The sequence below is a fragment of the Methylorubrum podarium genome (assembly GCF_022179745.1).
Taxonomy (GTDB): Bacteria; Pseudomonadota; Alphaproteobacteria; order Rhizobiales; family Beijerinckiaceae; genus Methylobacterium; species Methylobacterium podarium.
Window position 1 is genome coordinate 1 of the sequence record NZ_BPRD01000063.1, and the last position, 16,408, is coordinate 16,408.

Here is a 16,408-nt window from a genome sequence, read left to right on the forward strand (position 1 = left end):
GGCGGCTCGGGCGGCGCCGGTTCGGGCGCCTTCGCCGGCACCTCGACCGCGGCCGGGGGCGTCTCGTACTCGGCCTCCAGCCGCCCGATCGCCGTATCGAGCGCCCGACGTTCGAGGTCGATATCCGCCTCGGGCACCGGCGGATCGAGGGAGCGGAGCTGCGCGATCAGGGCGCTGCGCGCGCGATCGTAGACGGCCCGGCGCAGGGCCGGGGATCGGTCGGGCAGGGCGTCGAGCGCGCGTGCCAGCAGCGGATAATAGTCGGCCATCGTGCCCGGATCTGCCTGTCTCTACCCGCCGTCCGGGCCTCAATCCTCGAAGGGGTTGTGCATCAGGATCGTGTCGTCGCGCTCCGGCGAGGTGGAGAGCAGCGCCACCGGCGCGCCGATCAGCTCCTCGATCCGGCGCACGTACTTGATCGCCTGGGCCGGCAGGTCGGCCCAGGAACGGGCGCCCGCCGTGGTGCCGCTCCAGCCGGGGATCGTCTCGTAGACCGGCACGGCGCGCTGCTGCGCCGCCTGGCTTGCGGGGAGATGGTCGAAGCGCTGACCGTCGATGTCGTAGGCGGTGCAGACGCGGATCTCGTCGAAGCCGTCGAGCACGTCGAGCTTGGTCAGGGCGATGCCGTCGATGCCCGAGGTCTGCACGGTCTGGCGCACGAGGCAGGCGTCGAACCAGCCGCAGCGCCGCTTGCGGCCCGTCACGGTCCCGAATTCGTGGCCGCGCTCGCCGATGCGCTGGCCGATCGCGTCGTGCAGCTCGGTCGGGAACGGACCCTCGCCGACGCGGGTGGTGTAGGCTTTCGCGATGCCGAGCACGTAGCCGATCGCCCGCGGCCCCAGCCCCGAGCCGGTCGCCGCCTGGCCCGCCACGGTGTTGGAGGACGTCACGAACGGGTAGGTGCCGTGATCGACGTCGAGCAGCGCGCCCTGCGCGCCCTCGAACAGGATGCGCTTGCCGCCCCGGCGCGCCTCGTCGAGCAGGTGCCAGACGGTGTCCTGATAGGGCAGCACCCGCTCGGCGATGCCGGTCAGTTCGTCGAGGATTGTCTGCTCGGCGATCTCTTCGAGGCCGAAGCCGCGGCGGAGCGCGTTGTGGTGGGCGAGCAGCCGCTCGATCTTCGGCGGCAGGGTCTCGGGCTCGGCGAGATCCATCAGGCGGATGGCGCGCCGGCCGACCTTGTCCTCGTAGGCCGGGCCGATGCCGCGCTTGGTCGTGCCGATCTTGGTGCCCTGGGCCCCGTCCTCGCGGAGCGCGTCGAGCTCGCGGTGGAGCGAGAGAATCAGGGTCGCGTTGTCGGCCACCCGCAGGTTCTCGCGGGTCACCGTCACGCCCTGGCCGGCGAGCCGGTCGATCTCGGAGGCCAGCGCGTAGGGGTCGAGCACCACGCCGTTGCCGATCACGCCGAGCGTGTTCGGGCGGACCACGCCGGAGGGCAGCAGGGAGAGCTTGTAGACGGCGCTGCCGACCACCAGCGTGTGGCCGGCATTGTGGCCGCCCTGGAATCGGACGACGATGTCGGCCTGCTCCGAGAGCCAGTCGACGATCTTGCCCTTGCCCTCGTCGCCCCACTGGGCGCCTACGACGACGACGTTCGCCATGCGCGTCTGACCTGTCTCGCAATCGCTGGCGCGGGCGCCAAGCGGTTGCGCCACGCGCGAAAACCCCGGCCGTCGAGCCGGGGGATCGAGCATACGGGGGCGTCTTCGGCGATCTGGGCAGGCAGGTCAAGGGAAGCGGCCCCGACCTTTGGGGACCGCTCCGCACGGCCGGCGCGCCTCTCAGGGCGATCGCTTGAGAGCGATCACCCTGGTTTCTTTCTTGGCCTCAGTCGCCGGCGCCCGCCTCCGCGGGCTCAGGCTTCCGCTCCGCTCGACGCTTTCCGGGGCCGAGGCCCCAGAAAGCCCGCTGTGCGCGGCGCTCTTCGCGCCGCGAAGCTGCCAAAGCAGCTTCGGGCGATTGCCCTGCGCGCCTCTTCTGCGTGGCTTGGCGTCGGCTTACTTGACGGTCTACTTGGCGTTGCCCGGCGGCTTGATGATGGGGGTCGAGTTCGGGGTCGGCTCGGGGGCGATCGTCTTGATCTCGGGATCGACGCCCGCGGGCGGCTTGATCACCCCGTCCGACTTCTCGAGCTTCTCGCTGAGGGTGCTGCCGGTCGTGTCGCTCTCCGGCCGCACCTTTTCCGGCACCTGCTCCTGGGGAGGCGGCAGTTTCGGATCGCTGTCCTGCCCGCGCTGCGGCACGGTCGGATCCTGGGCGAAGGCCGCCGTGCTGATCAGGGCGGTGAGCAGCGCGGCGGCGCGTACCGTGTTCTTCGATAAGGTCATCGCGTCCTCGGTGGTCCTTCGGGAACCAACGGACGCGCGCGCCTTCCCGTTCCTGTCAGGTCAGGTCCGGCTCCCCTCGGCGAAGGCGAAGTACAATTCCCGCAGACGCTTGGCCACCGGGCCGGGCCGGCCGTCGCCGAGAGCTTTCCCGTCGATCTCCACCACCGGCATCACGAAGGCCGAGGCCGAGGTGTAGAAGGCTTCCGCCGCCTCGGGCAGCTCCCGCGCGTTGATGAGCCGCTCCTCGAAGGCGAGGCCGGTCTCCTCCGCCAGCGCCAGCACCGCCTTGCGGGTGATGCCGGGCAGGACCGCGTGGGAGAGCGGGCGCGTCACCAGCGCACCGCCCTTCGTCACGATGAAGACGGTGGAGGAGGAGCCCTCCGTCACGACGCCGTCCTCGACCATGAAGGCCTCGGCGACGCCGGCTTCCGCCGCCTGCTGCTTGGCGAGAACCTGGGCCAGCAGCGCCACCGACTTGATGTCCCGCCGCTTCCAGCGCAGGTCCGGCACGGTGATCGCCTTCGCGCCGGCCTCGGCCATCGGGTTGTTCACGATGGATTTCTCCTGCGTGAACATCACCACCGTCGGGGCCACGTCCCCCTTCGGATAGGAGAAGTCGCGCTCCGCCACGCCCCGCGTCACCTGGATGTAGACGAGGCCCTCGCGCACGCCGTTCTTTTCGACGAGCTGCGTCTCGAGCCGCTCCCATTCCTCGGCGGTGTGCGGGTTGCGGATGCCGATCTCCGACAGCGAGCGGTCGAGCCGGGCGAGATGCCCGGCATTGTCCACGAGGCGGCCGTGCAGCACGGCGGCGACCTCGTAGATCCCGTCGGCGAACAGGAAGCCGCGGTCCATGACCGGCACGCGGGCCTCGTCCAGGGGCAGGAATTCACCGTTGAGATAGGCGGTGCGGCTCATGCTCGTCTCTTCAGGCAGTCGCGTTCGTCGGCGGTCCGGCGCGAAGCAGGTTCCGTGCAGGACGATCAAGCCTACCCGAACACCCGCGAAAAAATCGTGTCGACGTGCTTGAGGTGGTAGCCGAGATCGAAGCACTCCTCGATCTGCTCCGGCTTGAGCACGGCGGTCACCTCGGGGTCGGCCTTGAGAAGCGTCAGGAAATCGCCCTCGCCGCGCCAGACCGGCATCGCGTTGCGCTGGACCAGCCGGTAGGAATCCTCCCGCGAGAGCCCGCCCTGCGTCAGCGCGAGCAGCACCCGCTGCGAGTGGACGAGGCCGCCGAGCCGGTCGAGGTTCTTCTGCATGTTGGCCGGGTAGACCAGGAGCTTGTCGATCACGCCGGTGAGGCGGGCGAGCGCGAAGTCGAGGGTGACGGTGGCATCCGGACCGATCATCCGCTCGACCGAGGAATGCGAGATGTCCCGCTCGTGCCAGAGCGCCACGTTCTCCAGCGCCGGGGTCACGTAGCCGCGCACCATGCGGGCGAGGCCCGTGATGTTCTCGGTGAGCACCGGGTTGCGCTTGTGCGGCATGGCGGACGAACCCTTCTGCCCCTCGGAGAAGAACTCTTCCGCCTCCAGCACCTCGGTGCGCTGCAGGTGGCGCACTTCCGTGGCGAGGCGCTCCATCGAGCTCGCGATCACGCCGAGCACGGCGAAGAACATGGCGTGGCGGTCGCGCGGGATCACCTGGGTCGAGACCGGCTCCGGCGCGAGCCCCATCTGCGCGGCGACGTACTCCTCCACCCGCGGGTCGATGTTGGCGAAGGTGCCGACCGCGCCCGAGATCGCGCAGGTCGCGACCTCCTTCCGTGCCGCGATGAGCCGGTCCTTGGCGCGGGCGAACTCGGCATAGGCCTGGGCGAGCTTGAGGCCGAAGGTGACGGGCTCGGCGTGGATGCCGTGCGAGCGGCCGATGGTCGGGGTCAGCTTGTGCTCGAAGGCGCGCCGCTTCAGCGCGGCGAGCAGTGCGTCGAGATCCTTGATCAGGATGTCGGCGGCGCGGGTGAGCTGCACGTTGAGGCAGGTGTCGAGCACGTCGGACGAGGTCATGCCCTGGTGGACGAACCGCGCCTCCGGCCCGACGATCTCGGCGAGGTGCGTGAGGAAGGCGATGACGTCGTGCTTCGTCACCGCCTCGATTTCATCGATGCGGACGACGTCGAAGACCGCGTCGCGGCCCTTCTCCCACACCGTATCGGCCGCCTCCTTCGGCACGACGCCGATGTTGGCCAGAGCGGTGGTGGCGTGAGCCTCGATCTCGAACCAGATCCGGAACCGGCTCTCCGGCGACCAGATCGCGGTCATCTCGGGACGGGAGTAGCGGGGGATCATTTTTTTCCAAAGCCTCGGACGTGTCGCGCTCTCGCGAAATCGCTCCGCGCGTAGCACGGCGCGGCCCGGCGCCTCAACGCGGTGCTCGGCCGGGATGTGCATGGCTCCCCCGCGACGTCAGGCGGCGGTTGACCAAGCCCGCCCATCGGACAACATCGGCAGCATGACGAGCGAGCCGACGCCCCGCGCCTTCATCCCCCTCTCGATCGCCGTGCTGACGGTGTCCGACACCCGCACGCTCGCCGACGACAAATCCGGCGACACCCTGGCGGCGCGGCTCACGCAGGCCGGGCATCGGCTCGCGGATCGGGACATCGTGCCGGACGAGGCGGTGTCGATCCGGGTGAAGGTCGAGGCCTGGATCCGCGATCCGGCCATCGACGTCATCATCACCACCGGCGGCACCGGCTTCACCGGGCGCGACGTCACGCCCGAGGCGATCGAGCCGCTGTTCGAGAAGCGCATGGACGGCTTCTCGGCGGTGTTCCACCGGATCTCCTACGACAAGATCGGCACCTCGACGCTGCAGTCGCGGGCGACCGCCGGGGTGGCGGGGGCCACCTACATCTTCGTGCTGCCGGGCTCGCCCGGCGCCTGCAAGGATGCCTGGGACGGCATCCTCGCGAGCCAGCTCGACTACCGCCACCGTCCCTGCAACTTCGTCGAGATCATGCCGCGCCTCGACGAGCACCTGCGCCGGGGCGCCTCGGTCGTCCTCTGACGCGCCGCGCGCCCGTCGCGGTTGCTGCATCGCATCGACGAAGGGAGCGCGCCGGCGAGGAACCTCGGCCGCAGCCGTCGGTTGATGTCGCGTTCAAGTACAAGCCAATAAGATTCGGGAGACGCTCATGAAACAGGTGATCGGCCTCGCGGCGGCGATCCTCGTCGGCACCGCTTCCCTGAGCACGGCGGCCGTGGCTCAGAGCGCAAACACCACGCAGATGACGGGCTCGAACGCCACCGGCGTGAAGCCCGAGGGCAGCATGAACAAGATGTCCGGCTCCGGCGGACAGATGAAATCGAAGAAGATGAAGAAGAAGAGCAGGATGTGATCGGCTGACGATCACGCGTTCCGGGGGCGCCGCAGGGCGCCCTTTTTCGTTGCGGAGTTCCTGGTCTTGGTCTCGGTTTTCCTCCGGACGGTCTTCCTCGCGGCGCTGATGCTGGCCGCGTTGCCTGAAATCGGCTCGGCCGCGCCGCGGGTCGATGCCCGGGCGAAGGCCTGGGTCGCCGGCATCGTCAATCGCATCGGCATGGCGGATCGGGCGCCGGCGCCGGGACGCGGCGGACAGGTGACGATCCGGGTGCGGATCGACGCGAAGGGCGGCCTCGACGGCGTCGAGATCGAGGACGGCCCGGCCGCCCTCGGCGAGCGCGCGGTCCGCGCCGCCCAGGCGGCCGCGCCGTTCCCGCCGCCGCCGGCCGGCCTGCTCACGCTCGAAGGTTTCACGGAACTGAGCTTTCCCCTCACGCTGCGGTGAGGCGGCGCAGGGTTGCGCCTGAGCCGGCGCGTGTCATCGAATCGTCGTGGATGGGCCGGAAAGGCAGACATCCCGTTCGTGAGGAGAGCCCCGCTCCATGGATTTTCACCGCCGCTTCACCGTGCTGATGTGCACCCCCGCCTTTGATCCGGATGATCTGGAGGGCGCGCGGGTCGAGCAGATCGTCGCGGCGGTCGAGTCGCGCGGCTTCGAGGTGGTGCGGGCGCGGCGCGTCGAGGACGCCTCGATCGCCGTGCAGACCGATTCCGCGGTCGGCTGCCTCGTGGTGGATTGGGGAAAGCGCGGCCTGGAGGGCAAGGCCGCCGCGCTCATCGACATGATGCGCCGGCGCGGCCTGGAGATGCCGATCGTCATCATGGTCCGCCGCAAGCGGCTGGAAGACATCCCGGTCGAGCTGCTCGACTTCATCGACGGCTACATCTTCCTCGCGGAGGAGACGCCGGAATTCATCGCCAGGAACCTCGTCTCCCGGGTGACGCAGTACGCCGACACGCTCAAGACGCCGTTCTTCGGCGCGCTGGTCGATTACGCCGAGGAGGGCAACCAGCTCTGGACCTGCCCCGGCCATAACGGCGGCATCTTCTACAACCGCTCGCCGATCGGCCGCATCTTCGTCGAGCACTTGGGGGAAGCGATCTTTCGCGATGATCTGGACAATTCCGTCCTCGATCTGGGGGATCTCCTCACCCATGAAGGCCCCGCGCTGAAGGCGCAGAAGGAAGCGGCCAAAATCTTCGGGGCCGAAAAAACCTACTTCGTCCTCAACGGCACCTCGGCCTCGAACAAGGTCGTGCTGGGCTCGCTGGTGGCCGAGGACGACCTCGTGCTGTTCGACCGCAACAACCACAAGGCCGCCCATCACGGCGCTCTGCTGCTCGCCGGCGGCATCCCGATTTTTCTGGAAACGGACCGCAACGCCTACGGCCTGATCGGCCCGATCTACCACGAGGCGCTCGATGAGGGGCGCATCCGCGAGCGGATACGCGACAACCCGCTGGTGAAGGACAAGGAGGCGTGGCGCCGGGAGCGCCCGTTCCGCTGCGCGGTGATCGAGCAGTGCACCTATGACGGCACGATCTACGACGCGCAGGAGATCGTCGAGAGGATCGGCCACCTGTGCGACTACATCCTGTTCGACGAGGCCTGGGCGGGCTTCATGAAGTTCCACCCGCTCTACCAGCGCCGCTTCGCCATGGGCCTGACCGGGCTCGACGAGACCTCGCCCGGCATCATCGCCACGCAATCGACCCACAAGCAGCTCGCGAGCTTCTCCCAGGCCTCGCAGATCCACACCCGCGACGGGCATATCCGCGGCCAGACCCGGCGCGTCGAGCACAAGCGGCTCAACGAGAGCTTCCTCGTCCACGCCTCGACCTCGCCGTTCTATCCCCTGTTCGCCTCGCTCGACGTCGGCGCGCAGATGATGAAGGGCCGCTCCGGCGTGGTGCTGTGGGACGACACGATCCGGCTCGGCATCGAGTGGCGGAAGAAGGCCCGGGCCATCCGCAAGGAGTTCGAGGAGCGCGAGGCCGATCCGAAGCGGCGCTGGTTCTTCGACCCCTTCGTGCCCGACGTGGTGACCGGCCCCGACGGCACCGAGACCCCGTGGGAATCGATCCCGACCGACGCGCTCGCCGCGGATGCCCGCTACTGGGAGCTGACGCCGGGCGCCGCCTGGCACGGCTTCACCCACGTCGCGCCGGGCTTCGCCATCACCGACCCGAACAAGCTCACCGTGCTCACCCCCGGCTTCGACCGGAAGACGGGCGCCTATACCGAGCACGGCGTGCCGGCGCCGATCGTCGCGCAGTACCTGCGCGAGAACCGGATCGTGCCGGAGAAGAACGACCTCAACTCGCTGCTCTTCCTGCTGACGCCGGGCGTCGAGTCGTCGAAGGCCGGCACGCTGATCTCCGGCCTCGTCGCCTTCAAGCGCCTGCACGACGACAACGTGCCGCTCGAAGAGGCCATGCCGGAATTCGTCGCCCGCCGGCCCAAGCGCTACCGGGGCGTGGGCCTGCGCGACCTCTGCGCCGACTACCACAGCTTCCACCGCGAATCGGGCACCTCGGCGCTCCAGCGCAAGCAGTTCATGCCCGAGCACCTGCCCGAGATGGTGATGCCGCCCAAGGCCGCCGCGCAGATGCTGACGCGCAACCGGGTCGATTACGTGCCGATCGCGGAAGCCGAGGGACGCATCGCCACCACCCTGATGCTCGTCTATCCCCCCGGCATCGGCACGGTGCTGCCCGGTGAGCGGCTCGACGAGCGCGCCAAGCCCATGCTCGACTATTTCAAGATGTTCGAGGCGGCGGCCAACCTGTTCCCCGGCTTCGAGGCGGAGATCCAGGGCGTCTATCGCGAGACCGATCCGGACGGGCGCATCCGCTTCCACACCTACGTCGTGCGCGAGGGCGCCTGATGGCGGCGGGCGCGGCGTCGGTCCTGCCCGGCACGGAAGTGGTGATCCGGCCCTCGTCGGATGCCGACGTGCCGGCGATGATCGCGATCTACGAGCGGCACATCCGCAAGGGCGTCGGCGATACCGGCGACTTCGAGGAGGAGCGCCTGCTGCCCGACGAGCTGCGGCGGCGGCGCAAGACCATGCGCAGCAAGCGCCTGCCTCATCTCGTCGCCGAGCGGGGCGGGCAGATCGCCGGCTACGCCTACGCCGTCCCGTTCCGCAAGCGCCCGGCCTACCGCTACGCCCTCAAGCACTCGATCTACGTGCATCCCGACCACCTGCACGCGGGCATCGGGCGGCGCCTGCTGCCGGCGCTGATCGAGGCCTGCGCCGCGGGCGGCTACCGGCAGATGATCGGCTATATCGACGCGAGCAACGAGGCCTCGCTGCGCCTGCACGAAGCCTGCGGGTTCGCCCGCGTCGGCTACCTGCCGGCCATCGGCTACAAGTACGGCCGCTGGAGCGACAGCGTGATCGTGCAATGCCCGCTCGGCACCGGGGCGGAGGACCAGCCGAACGCGTGGAACCGGCCGGAGCGGGAGAGGGCGCCCCCGTTGCCGTCCTCGTGATGATTGCGGGGGGCGCTCCGCCCTCGCCGCACCGGCTTTTTTGCGCGAAGGCGGCGAGCATCTTGCCGGCCGATGCACTAGATCGGTTGCAGGACGTCCCTCCCTCCCAGGGCCGCCCGCGCTTTTTTACGCGGGGCGGCGCATCGTTGCTCCGAGCTGTTCCATGACCCTACTCGCACCCTCGATCCTCGCCGCCGACTTCTCCAGGCTCGGCGAGGAGACGCGGGCGATCGCGCAGGCCGGCGCCGACTGGATCCATCTCGACGTGATGGACGGGCATTTCGTGCCCAACATCAGCTTCGGCCCGGCGGTGGTGAAGGCGCTGCGGCCCTGCACCGACAAGCTCTTCGACGTCCACCTGATGATCGCCCCGGCCGACCCGTACCTCGCCGCCTTCGCCGAGGCCGGCGCCGACGCGATCACCGTGCATGTCGAGGCGGGCCCCCACATCCACCGCTCGCTCCAGACCATCCGATCCTTGGGCAAGCGCGCGGGCGTGGCGCTCAACCCCGGCACGCCGGCCTCCGCCATCGAGCCGCTGATCGACATGGTCGATCTCGTGCTGGTGATGACGGTCAATCCCGGCTTCGGCGGCCAGAGCTTCATCGAGTCGGCGCTGGAGACCGTGTCGCGCGTCAAGGCGATGACGGCGGGACGGTCCATCGACATCTCGGTCGACGGCGGCATCACCGCGGAGACGGCGGGGCCGGCGGCGAGCGCGGGCGCCACCATCCTCGTCGCCGGCTCGGCGGCCTTCAAGGGCGGGCCGGATCGCTACGAGGCAAACATCGCGGCGATCCGCGAGGCGGCCCGCGCGGCCACCGGGCGGGACGGCGTTCGATGCTGAGGGCGCTGATCTTCGACGTCGACGGGACGCTCGCCGAGACCGAGGACCTACACCGCCAGGGTTTCAACCGCGCCTTCCGGGCGCTCGGCCTGCCCTGGGACTGGTCGCCGGACCTCTACGCCGAACTCCTCAAGGTGATGGGCGGCAAGGAGCGGCTCGTCCACTACATCGAGCAGTTCCATCCGGGCGAGGCGGACGGGCTGAAACGCCGGATGCCGGAGATCCACGACCTCAAGACCCGCTATTACGGCGAGCTGGCGGAGAGCGGCGGCCTCGCCCTGCGTCCCGGCGTGCGGCGCCTCGTCGAGCAGGCGCGGGACGCGGGCGTCCGGCTGGCGGTCGCCACCACCACCAGCCGGCCGAACATCGACCTGCTTCTCAGGCTCAACTTCCCGAACCAGGCGCAGCCCTTCGACGTGATCGCCGCCGGCGACGAGGCGGCGCAGAAGAAGCCCGCGCCCGACATCTTCGCGCTCGCCGTCCACCGCCTCGGAATCGACCCGTCCGAGGGAATCGCCTTCGAGGATTCGGCGGCCGGCATCCGCTCGGCGCTGGCCGCCGGCCTGCCGGTGCTCGCCACGCGCAGCCGCTACACGCAGAGTCATCGCCTCGACGGCGCTTTCTCCGCCGTCTCCGACCTCGGCGAGCCCGACGCGCCGCACGCCCATCTCCAGGGCCATGTCTGGCCCGACGGAATCGTCACCCTCGAGGCGCTCCGCGCCTGGCATGCGGGGCATCTGCGCGGGGCGGCCTGAAAAGCCGTCATCGCAGCCTCGTCACCGCTCACCCGCTTCCCAATCCACCGCGGCGCGGTCTATCAGGACGGCCGCCTTCCGCTCCGGGTCGCGGGTCCCGGAACGGCGCCGTGCGGCCGCTCTCGCGCGCCGCGCGGGAGGCCGCGATCCTGCCGCTTCGACGTCACACCGCCGGACCGTGGAGCCCGATGCGCGAGCCGAACGCGATCGATTTCTGGCGCGGCTTCGCGCTGGTGACGATTTTCATCAACCACATCCCCGGCAACTTCTTCGAACGCTACACCTTCTCGCAGTACGGCATCTCGGATGCCGCCGAGCTGTTCGTGTTCCTGGCCGGCTGGTCGATCGGGCTCGCCACCCGCGGGCGCGATGGCCTGCCGGAGCCGCGACTCATCACCGTTCTGCGGCTCCTGTCGCGCACCGTCGAGGTGTACCGCGCGCAGATCACGATCATGGCGCTGGCGCTCGCCATGATCGCGGGCTGCGCGCTCTACCTCGACAACCCGCTCATCCTCGAATGGCACAATGCCGGCGGCTTCTTCGCCGACCCGATCCAGACCATGGTCGGGGTCGTGCTGCTCACCCACCAGCTCGGCTTCTTCAACATCCTGCCGCTCTACGTGGTGCTGATCGCCATCGCGCCGGCGGTGGTGCTGATCGGCCGGGTGAGCCGGGTCCTCCTGCTGGCGCTCTCGCTGTCGCTCTACGGGGCGAGCCTCGTCTTCGAGTGGAATTTCCCGTCCTGGCCGGGCGAGGGGGACTGGTTCTTCGACCCGCTCTGCTGGCAGCTCCTGCTGGTGCTGGGCTTCCTGTCGAACGAGGTGACGCGCGACTCCGAGCGGTTGCGGCGCCTGTGGCGGCGCCTCACGCCGCTCGGCATCGTCATCGTCATCGTGGGCGTCGTGCTCGCGGTTCTGGAATTGCGGCCCGACCCGATGCTGGCGCCCGAGCCGCGCCTCGTCTTCACCTTCGACAAGACCTATCTCTCGCCCGCCCGGCTGATCCATTTCTGCGGCATGGTGCTCGCGTTCCAGGGCGTCTACGCTCTCATCGCTCCGCATGTCGGCCCGCTCGCCCGGTTTCTGTCGGGTTTGGGGCGCAACTCGCTCGCGGTATTCTCGATGGGATCGCTGTTGAGCCTCGGCGGACAGTTCGTGCGCTTCCAAACCGGCGGCGGTATCTTCGTTGACATTTCGGTCGTAGGCTCCGGCCTGATCGCACTGGGTTTTACCGCATGGTTCGTCGAATGGCGTTCCCGCAGACCGCGGCCGACACGCAAGGCCCCCAACGCCGCCTCGCCCGCGGACTCGCCGTCCTCCTCCCCCTCGGCCTGAGCCTCGCCTCACCCGCGCTCGGCGAGACATCGGCGCCCGCGCCGGTCCCGGCCGCCTCCTCGCCCGCACCATCGCCCGCGGCGGCGGAGGCGCTCGACCAGAGCCTGTCGCCCGAGTGCCGGGTCCCCGGCTCCAAGCTCTACACCCTGGCCCGGCTCAAGGCGGTCAAGGCCGCGCTCAAGGAGAAGCGGCCGATCCACGTCCTCGCGATCGGCTCCTCCTCGGCGGGGCTCGGCGCCTCCGCGAGTTACCCGGTGAAGCTGGAGAACGCCCTGGAGCAGGCCCTGCCCGACGTGCAGGTCGAGGTCGAGGCGCGGGGGCTGCCCGGCGAGGTGGCGAGCGGGGCGGGCGAGCGGCTCCGCTCCATGGTCGCCGAGATGGAGCCGGATCTCGTCGTCTGGCAGGTCGGCACCAACGACGCGCTCGCCCGCGTCGACATCGAGGCCTTCGGCGAGGCACTCGACGAGTCGGTGCAGTGGGTGAAGTCCCACGGCATCGACATCGTGCTCATCGATCCGGTCTTCACCGAGAGCCTCGCCGACGACGCCTACTACACGCAGATGGTGCGCACCGTGCAGGAGGTCGCCCGCCGCGAGGCGGTGCCGCTGGTCCACCGCTACGCGGCGATGCGCTTCCTCTCGACCCAGCGCACCACCGAGGCGCACATGCTGGGCCGCCATTTCCGGCTCAACGATCTGGGCCTGCGGTGCATGGCCGAGCACGCCACGCGGGCGATCACCCTGTCGCTGCTCCAGCCGGAGGCGGCCAAGGTGGATACCAAGACAGAGGCCGGCGCTCCTGCGAAGTCGGATCCGCCCGACGCGGCCAGGGGCACGTCCGAAAGCGCTCCGACGGCCGCCGGCAAGTGATACGATCCCGGTGCCGCGACCGGACTTCGACGCGCCCTGACCGGTGTCTCGGCCCGCGATGAAGACTACGGTTTCGAGCGCTGCCCTGACGATCTCCTCGTAAGATCGGGGGCGACGCTTCCGAGCGCGCGCCGCACGGCCTTCGGCTCGCGTGCCATCACGCGCATCAGCGCCCTTGCCGAGGGGTCGGGACTCGTGCGCCCCTGTTCCCAGTTGCGCAGCGTCGCCAGCGGAATGCCGACCCACGCCGCGAACGCCGCCTGAGTCAGGCCGAACTGTTCGCGCACCGCGCGCGGCGGATAGACGACTTGGCCGGGATCGATCGAGGCGTCGGGGTCGTACCCGTCCTCTCGCATGTAGGCGTGGATCTCGGCCTCGGACGTCGTTGCGAGCTTCTCGTGATCGACGGTGGATGCGCGCGCGAGCGCCTCCTCTAACGTGATGCGTGCCATGCCGCGCGCTCCTTCTCGTTGGCGGGCCATGCTGTGATGATCCGGCGCACCGCGCCGCGGTCGGTGTAGACCACCGTGTAGAAGACGCCGCGCGCCTGCCCGGTGGCGATGATGCGGACCTCGCCGTAATCCTGACGCGTATCGCGCCGCTCCAGCACCTTGCCGGCGAAGATCGCCACGGCGTCGGCGAACCCGAATCCCCGCTGGGCGCGAATCTTGGCGTCCTTGGCGGGGTCGAAGTCGAACTCCATGCGGGACCGTACGCTGTCAGCGTATCTCGCGCAAGCAGAGAGTGCGCTCCCAGCGTAGTCGACGAACCTTCGGTCGCGGCTTCGCGGGCGTGTTGCGCCGATGCTTCCGCGTGGCGATGTGTGTCGCGCGGGACGACCGATTGTGGACAGTGGCCGGGCCGGGCGTGGCACGAGGCAGTTTGCCGGGACCGCTTTACCGCTTCGAAATGCCGAGCCGATAGGCAGGTGCCGAGCCTGCCGGCATTCCGGCGCACGGCACCTTCCGGATGGTGCAGCATGACGGCGAGCAAGGTGATCGCGGGCGGTCTCGCATCCTCCTCCCCTGTCTCCACAGCCCTGGCCCGACTTCGGTCGCTGCGCGCCACCGCGGCGGTCTCGGCGCTGGCCGTCTTCGCGGTCCGCATCGGCGCGGCTGGGTTCGCCTACGGGGCGCAGGTTCTGATGGCGCGCATGATGGGCGGCGCGGAGTACGGGATCTTCGCCACCGTCTGGGTCTGGATCGCCATCCTCGGCCATACCGCCACCTTCGGCCTGTCCCAGGGTGCCTGCCGCTTCCTGCCCGCCGACCAGGCCACGGGTCGGCTCGACAGCGTGCGCGGCTTCCTGCTCGGCGGGGCGCTGGCGAGCCTCGGCGGCGGGCTCGCCCTCTCGCTCGGCGGCCTCGCCGTGGCCTTCCTGCAGGGCGGCCTGCTCGCCGGTCCCTACGGCACGCCCATCCTCGTCGCGGCGCTGGTCGTGCCGCTCTTCGCCTTCCAGGATTATCTCGAGGGCGTGGCCCGCAGCCAGGGCTGGCCGCTCCTCGCCATCGCGCCGCCCTACCTGCTGCGTCAGGCCCTGATCATGGCCGCGATGGTCGGCGCGGTGCTCTCGGGGGCGCCGGCCGAGGCCTGGGTCGCCATCGCCTGCACGCTGGCCGCGACCGGCCTCGCCGCGACCGTGCAGGCCGTCATCCTGCTGGCGCGCCTGCGCCGCCACCTCCCGCGCGGCCCGCGCCTCTACCGCTGGCGCCTCTGGCTGACCGCCTGCCTGCCGATCGCCGCGGGCGACCTCGCCGCGAGCGCCTTCGGCTTCGTCGATGTCGTGATCCTCGGCTTCCTCGCGCCGCCGGAGGCCGTCGGCCTCTACTTCGCCGCCACCCGCATCCAGCAATTCGTCGCCTTCGTGCACTACGCGGCCTCGGCCACGACCGCCCAGCGCCTCGCCGCCGCCCGTGCGCACGGCGACGAGGCGGGGCTCGCGCATCTCGTGCGGATGCAGGCGCGCTGGACCTTCCTCGCCACGGCGGGGGTCGGGCTCGGAATCCTCGCGGTGTCGCCGCTGCTGCTCGGCCTGTTCGGCGAGGGATTCCGCGCCAGCCTGCCGGTCCTGGCGATCCTCGTCGCCGGCAGCGTCGCGGCGAGCCTGTTCGGCCCGGCCGAGGACGTGCTGACCATGCTCGGCGGCGAGCGGCTCTGCGCCGGCATCACCCTGGCGATGCTGGCGCTCGCCGCCTTGCTCTGCCTGGTCCTGATTCCCGGGCTCGGCGTCGCCGGGGCGGCGGTCGCGGTGGCGCTGGCCCAGACGCTGCGCGGGCTGGCCCTGGCGCTCGGCGCCCGGCGCCTCCACGGCCTCTCGACGCCGGTCGTCGGTTTCCCTCGGCGGAGTGCCGCTCGATGATGCGCGCCCCTCTCTCCCGCTCTTCCGGAGCGGCCGTCGAACCCGTCGCCACGCTGGCCGCGGAGGCCTGGGACGCCTTGGCCGTCCGGGCCGTCGCACCGCATCCGTTCTACGCGCGCGCGGTCGTCGCGGCGCACCGCGACCACGGCCTGTGCCATCCCCGCCTCGCGGCGGTGGTCGTCCGCGAGGCGGGCGCGGTCACGGCTCTGCTGCCGTTCACCCTGCGCCCCGACATCGTCGGCCTCGGCGCGACGGTCGCGCAGCCGTTCCACTCGCCCTACGTGACGGCGACGGCGCCCCTCGTCGCGGACGGCGCCGGCCTCGAAGGGCGGCTCGATGCCCTGGTCGAGGGCCTCGCGCTCGCCTCCGGCGGACGTCCCTGGCGCTGGCCGCTGCTCGCGACCGAGGTCCGCCTCGGCGCCGGCCTCCTCGCCGCCATGGCGCGGGCGGGCTGGCAGGTCGGCACCGTCGCGCGGTTCGAGCGTCCGGTGCTACACCGGCGGGCCGATTACGACGCCTTCCTCGCCGGCCACCCGCACAAGAGCCGCCTCAAGGATCTGCGCCGCCGCCGCCGGCGGCTGGAGGAGGCGGGCCACCTCACCGTCGAGAGCGCGACGGATGCGGCGGCGCTGGAGCGGGCGCTGGAGGATTTCCTCGCCGTCGAGGCCGCAGGCTGGAAGGGCGAGGCCGGCACCGCTCTGCGGAGCCGGCCGCAGACGGAGGCGTTCGCCCGCGCCCTGTTCCGGCAGGAGGGCGGTCCGGTGACCGTTCGGGCCGACTGGCTGCGCCTCGACGGCCGCACGGTCGCGGCGAGCCTCGCCCTGGTCTCCGGCGGGACCGCCTATCTCCTCAAGACCGCCTACGACGAGAGCCTGCGCGCCCAGGCCCCCGGCCTCGTGCTGGAGGACGCCATCGTCCGCGCCGTCCATGCGGACGGCTTCGCCGACCGTCTCGATTCGGCGACGATGCCGGGCTCGGCGCTGGAGAGTTTTTACCCCGAGCGCGAGACGATCGCCGAGATCATCGCCCTGCCGCCGGGCGCCGGCCTGATTTCCCTGGAGCGGCGCCTGCGCCTCGCCCGGTTCGAGCAC

Annotated in this window: 17 protein-coding genes and 1 pseudogene; 11 read left to right on the forward strand and 7 right to left on the reverse strand. The window is 70.5% G+C overall.

Translation table 11 applies throughout. The annotated features are described in order from the left end of the window. From MFF42_RS03445 to purB, 5 genes and pseudogenes are all read right to left on the reverse strand, one after another. Positions 1-269 (reverse strand): annotated as a pseudogene (locus tag MFF42_RS03445) (histidine kinase); the annotation flags it as partial. 39 nt (positions 270-308) lie between these two features. Continuing rightward, positions 309-1,601 (reverse strand): adenylosuccinate synthase, encoded by a 1,293-nt coding sequence (locus tag MFF42_RS03450; protein ID WP_238254516.1) that lies wholly within the window; start codon positions 1,599-1,601, stop codon positions 309-311. 408 nt (positions 1,602-2,009) lie between these two features. Further along, on the reverse strand, positions 2,010-2,327 hold the full coding sequence (locus MFF42_RS03455; RefSeq protein WP_238254517.1) for a hypothetical protein: 318 nt from the start codon (positions 2,325-2,327) through the stop codon (positions 2,010-2,012). A 60-nt stretch (positions 2,328-2,387) separates the two neighbouring features. Then, on the reverse strand, positions 2,388-3,245 hold the full coding sequence (locus MFF42_RS03460) for a D-amino-acid transaminase (RefSeq protein ID WP_238254518.1): 858 nt from the start codon (positions 3,243-3,245) through the stop codon (positions 2,388-2,390). Between the two features lie 71 nt (positions 3,246-3,316). Then, positions 3,317-4,618, reverse strand: a complete 1,302-nt coding sequence (gene purB, locus MFF42_RS03465; RefSeq protein WP_238254519.1) for an adenylosuccinate lyase — start codon at positions 4,616-4,618, stop codon at positions 3,317-3,319. Positions 4,619-4,781: 163 nt separating this feature from the next. Between purB and moaB the strand changes: the two genes are divergently transcribed. From moaB to MFF42_RS03510, 9 genes are all read left to right on the forward strand, one after another. Further along, positions 4,782-5,339, forward strand: a complete 558-nt coding sequence (gene moaB / locus MFF42_RS03470; RefSeq protein WP_238254520.1) for a molybdenum cofactor biosynthesis protein B — start codon at positions 4,782-4,784, stop codon at positions 5,337-5,339. Between the two features lie 127 nt (positions 5,340-5,466). Continuing rightward, positions 5,467-5,670, forward strand: a complete 204-nt coding sequence (locus MFF42_RS03475) for a hypothetical protein (RefSeq protein WP_238254521.1) — start codon at positions 5,467-5,469, stop codon at positions 5,668-5,670. Positions 5,671-5,736: 66 nt separating this feature from the next. Continuing rightward, the gene (locus MFF42_RS03480; RefSeq protein WP_238254522.1) at positions 5,737-6,099 is read left to right on the forward strand and encodes a TonB family protein; all 363 of its coding nucleotides are present in this window, start codon (positions 5,737-5,739) and stop codon (positions 6,097-6,099) included. A 97-nt stretch (positions 6,100-6,196) separates the two neighbouring features. Continuing rightward, entirely contained in the window at positions 6,197-8,542 is a 2,346-nt protein-coding gene (locus tag MFF42_RS03485) for an Orn/Lys/Arg family decarboxylase (RefSeq protein WP_238254523.1), read from the forward strand. Further along, on the forward strand, positions 8,542-9,153 hold the full coding sequence (locus MFF42_RS03490; protein WP_238254524.1) for a GNAT family N-acetyltransferase: 612 nt from the start codon (positions 8,542-8,544) through the stop codon (positions 9,151-9,153). The genes MFF42_RS03485 and MFF42_RS03490 overlap by 1 nt, the downstream gene beginning before the upstream one ends. Before the next feature lie 163 nt (positions 9,154-9,316). Next, positions 9,317-10,000 (forward strand): ribulose-phosphate 3-epimerase, encoded by a 684-nt coding sequence (rpe, locus tag MFF42_RS03495; protein ID WP_238254525.1) that lies wholly within the window; start codon positions 9,317-9,319, stop codon positions 9,998-10,000. Beyond that, positions 9,994-10,755 (forward strand): HAD-IA family hydrolase, encoded by a 762-nt coding sequence (locus tag MFF42_RS03500; protein ID WP_238254526.1) that lies wholly within the window; start codon positions 9,994-9,996, stop codon positions 10,753-10,755. The genes rpe and MFF42_RS03500 overlap by 7 nt, the downstream gene beginning before the upstream one ends. Before the next feature lie 188 nt (positions 10,756-10,943). Beyond that, positions 10,944-12,089, forward strand: coding sequence for an OpgC family protein (locus MFF42_RS03505; protein WP_238254531.1), 1,146 nt, complete (start codon positions 10,944-10,946; stop codon positions 12,087-12,089). Next, positions 12,002-12,958, forward strand: a complete 957-nt coding sequence (locus tag MFF42_RS03510; protein WP_238254527.1) for an SGNH/GDSL hydrolase family protein — start codon at positions 12,002-12,004, stop codon at positions 12,956-12,958. Before MFF42_RS03505 ends, MFF42_RS03510 begins: the two co-directional genes overlap by 88 nt. Before the next feature lie 65 nt (positions 12,959-13,023). On the opposite strand, the gene MFF42_RS03515 is transcribed toward MFF42_RS03510, so the two are convergent. Both MFF42_RS03515 and MFF42_RS03520 read right to left on the reverse strand, forming a co-directional pair. Then, positions 13,024-13,410 (reverse strand): helix-turn-helix domain-containing protein, encoded by a 387-nt coding sequence (locus MFF42_RS03515; protein ID WP_238254528.1) that lies wholly within the window; start codon positions 13,408-13,410, stop codon positions 13,024-13,026. Continuing rightward, positions 13,392-13,661 (reverse strand): BrnT family toxin, encoded by a 270-nt coding sequence (locus tag MFF42_RS03520; protein WP_238254529.1) that lies wholly within the window; start codon positions 13,659-13,661, stop codon positions 13,392-13,394. Before MFF42_RS03520 ends, MFF42_RS03515 begins: the two co-directional genes overlap by 19 nt. Positions 13,662-13,937: 276 nt before the next feature. On the opposite strand from MFF42_RS03520, the gene MFF42_RS03525 reads away from it, so the two are divergent. Both MFF42_RS03525 and MFF42_RS03530 read left to right on the forward strand, forming a co-directional pair. Then, positions 13,938-15,317 carry a lipopolysaccharide biosynthesis protein gene (locus MFF42_RS03525; protein ID WP_238254530.1) on the forward strand — a complete coding sequence of 460 codons (1,380 nt, stop codon included), beginning with the start codon at positions 13,938-13,940 and terminating at the stop codon, positions 15,315-15,317. Further along, a partial coding sequence (locus tag MFF42_RS03530; protein ID WP_238254532.1) for a GNAT family N-acetyltransferase occupies positions 15,317-16,408 on the forward strand: 1,092 nt, incomplete at its 3' end. The genes MFF42_RS03525 and MFF42_RS03530, both read left to right, overlap by 1 nt.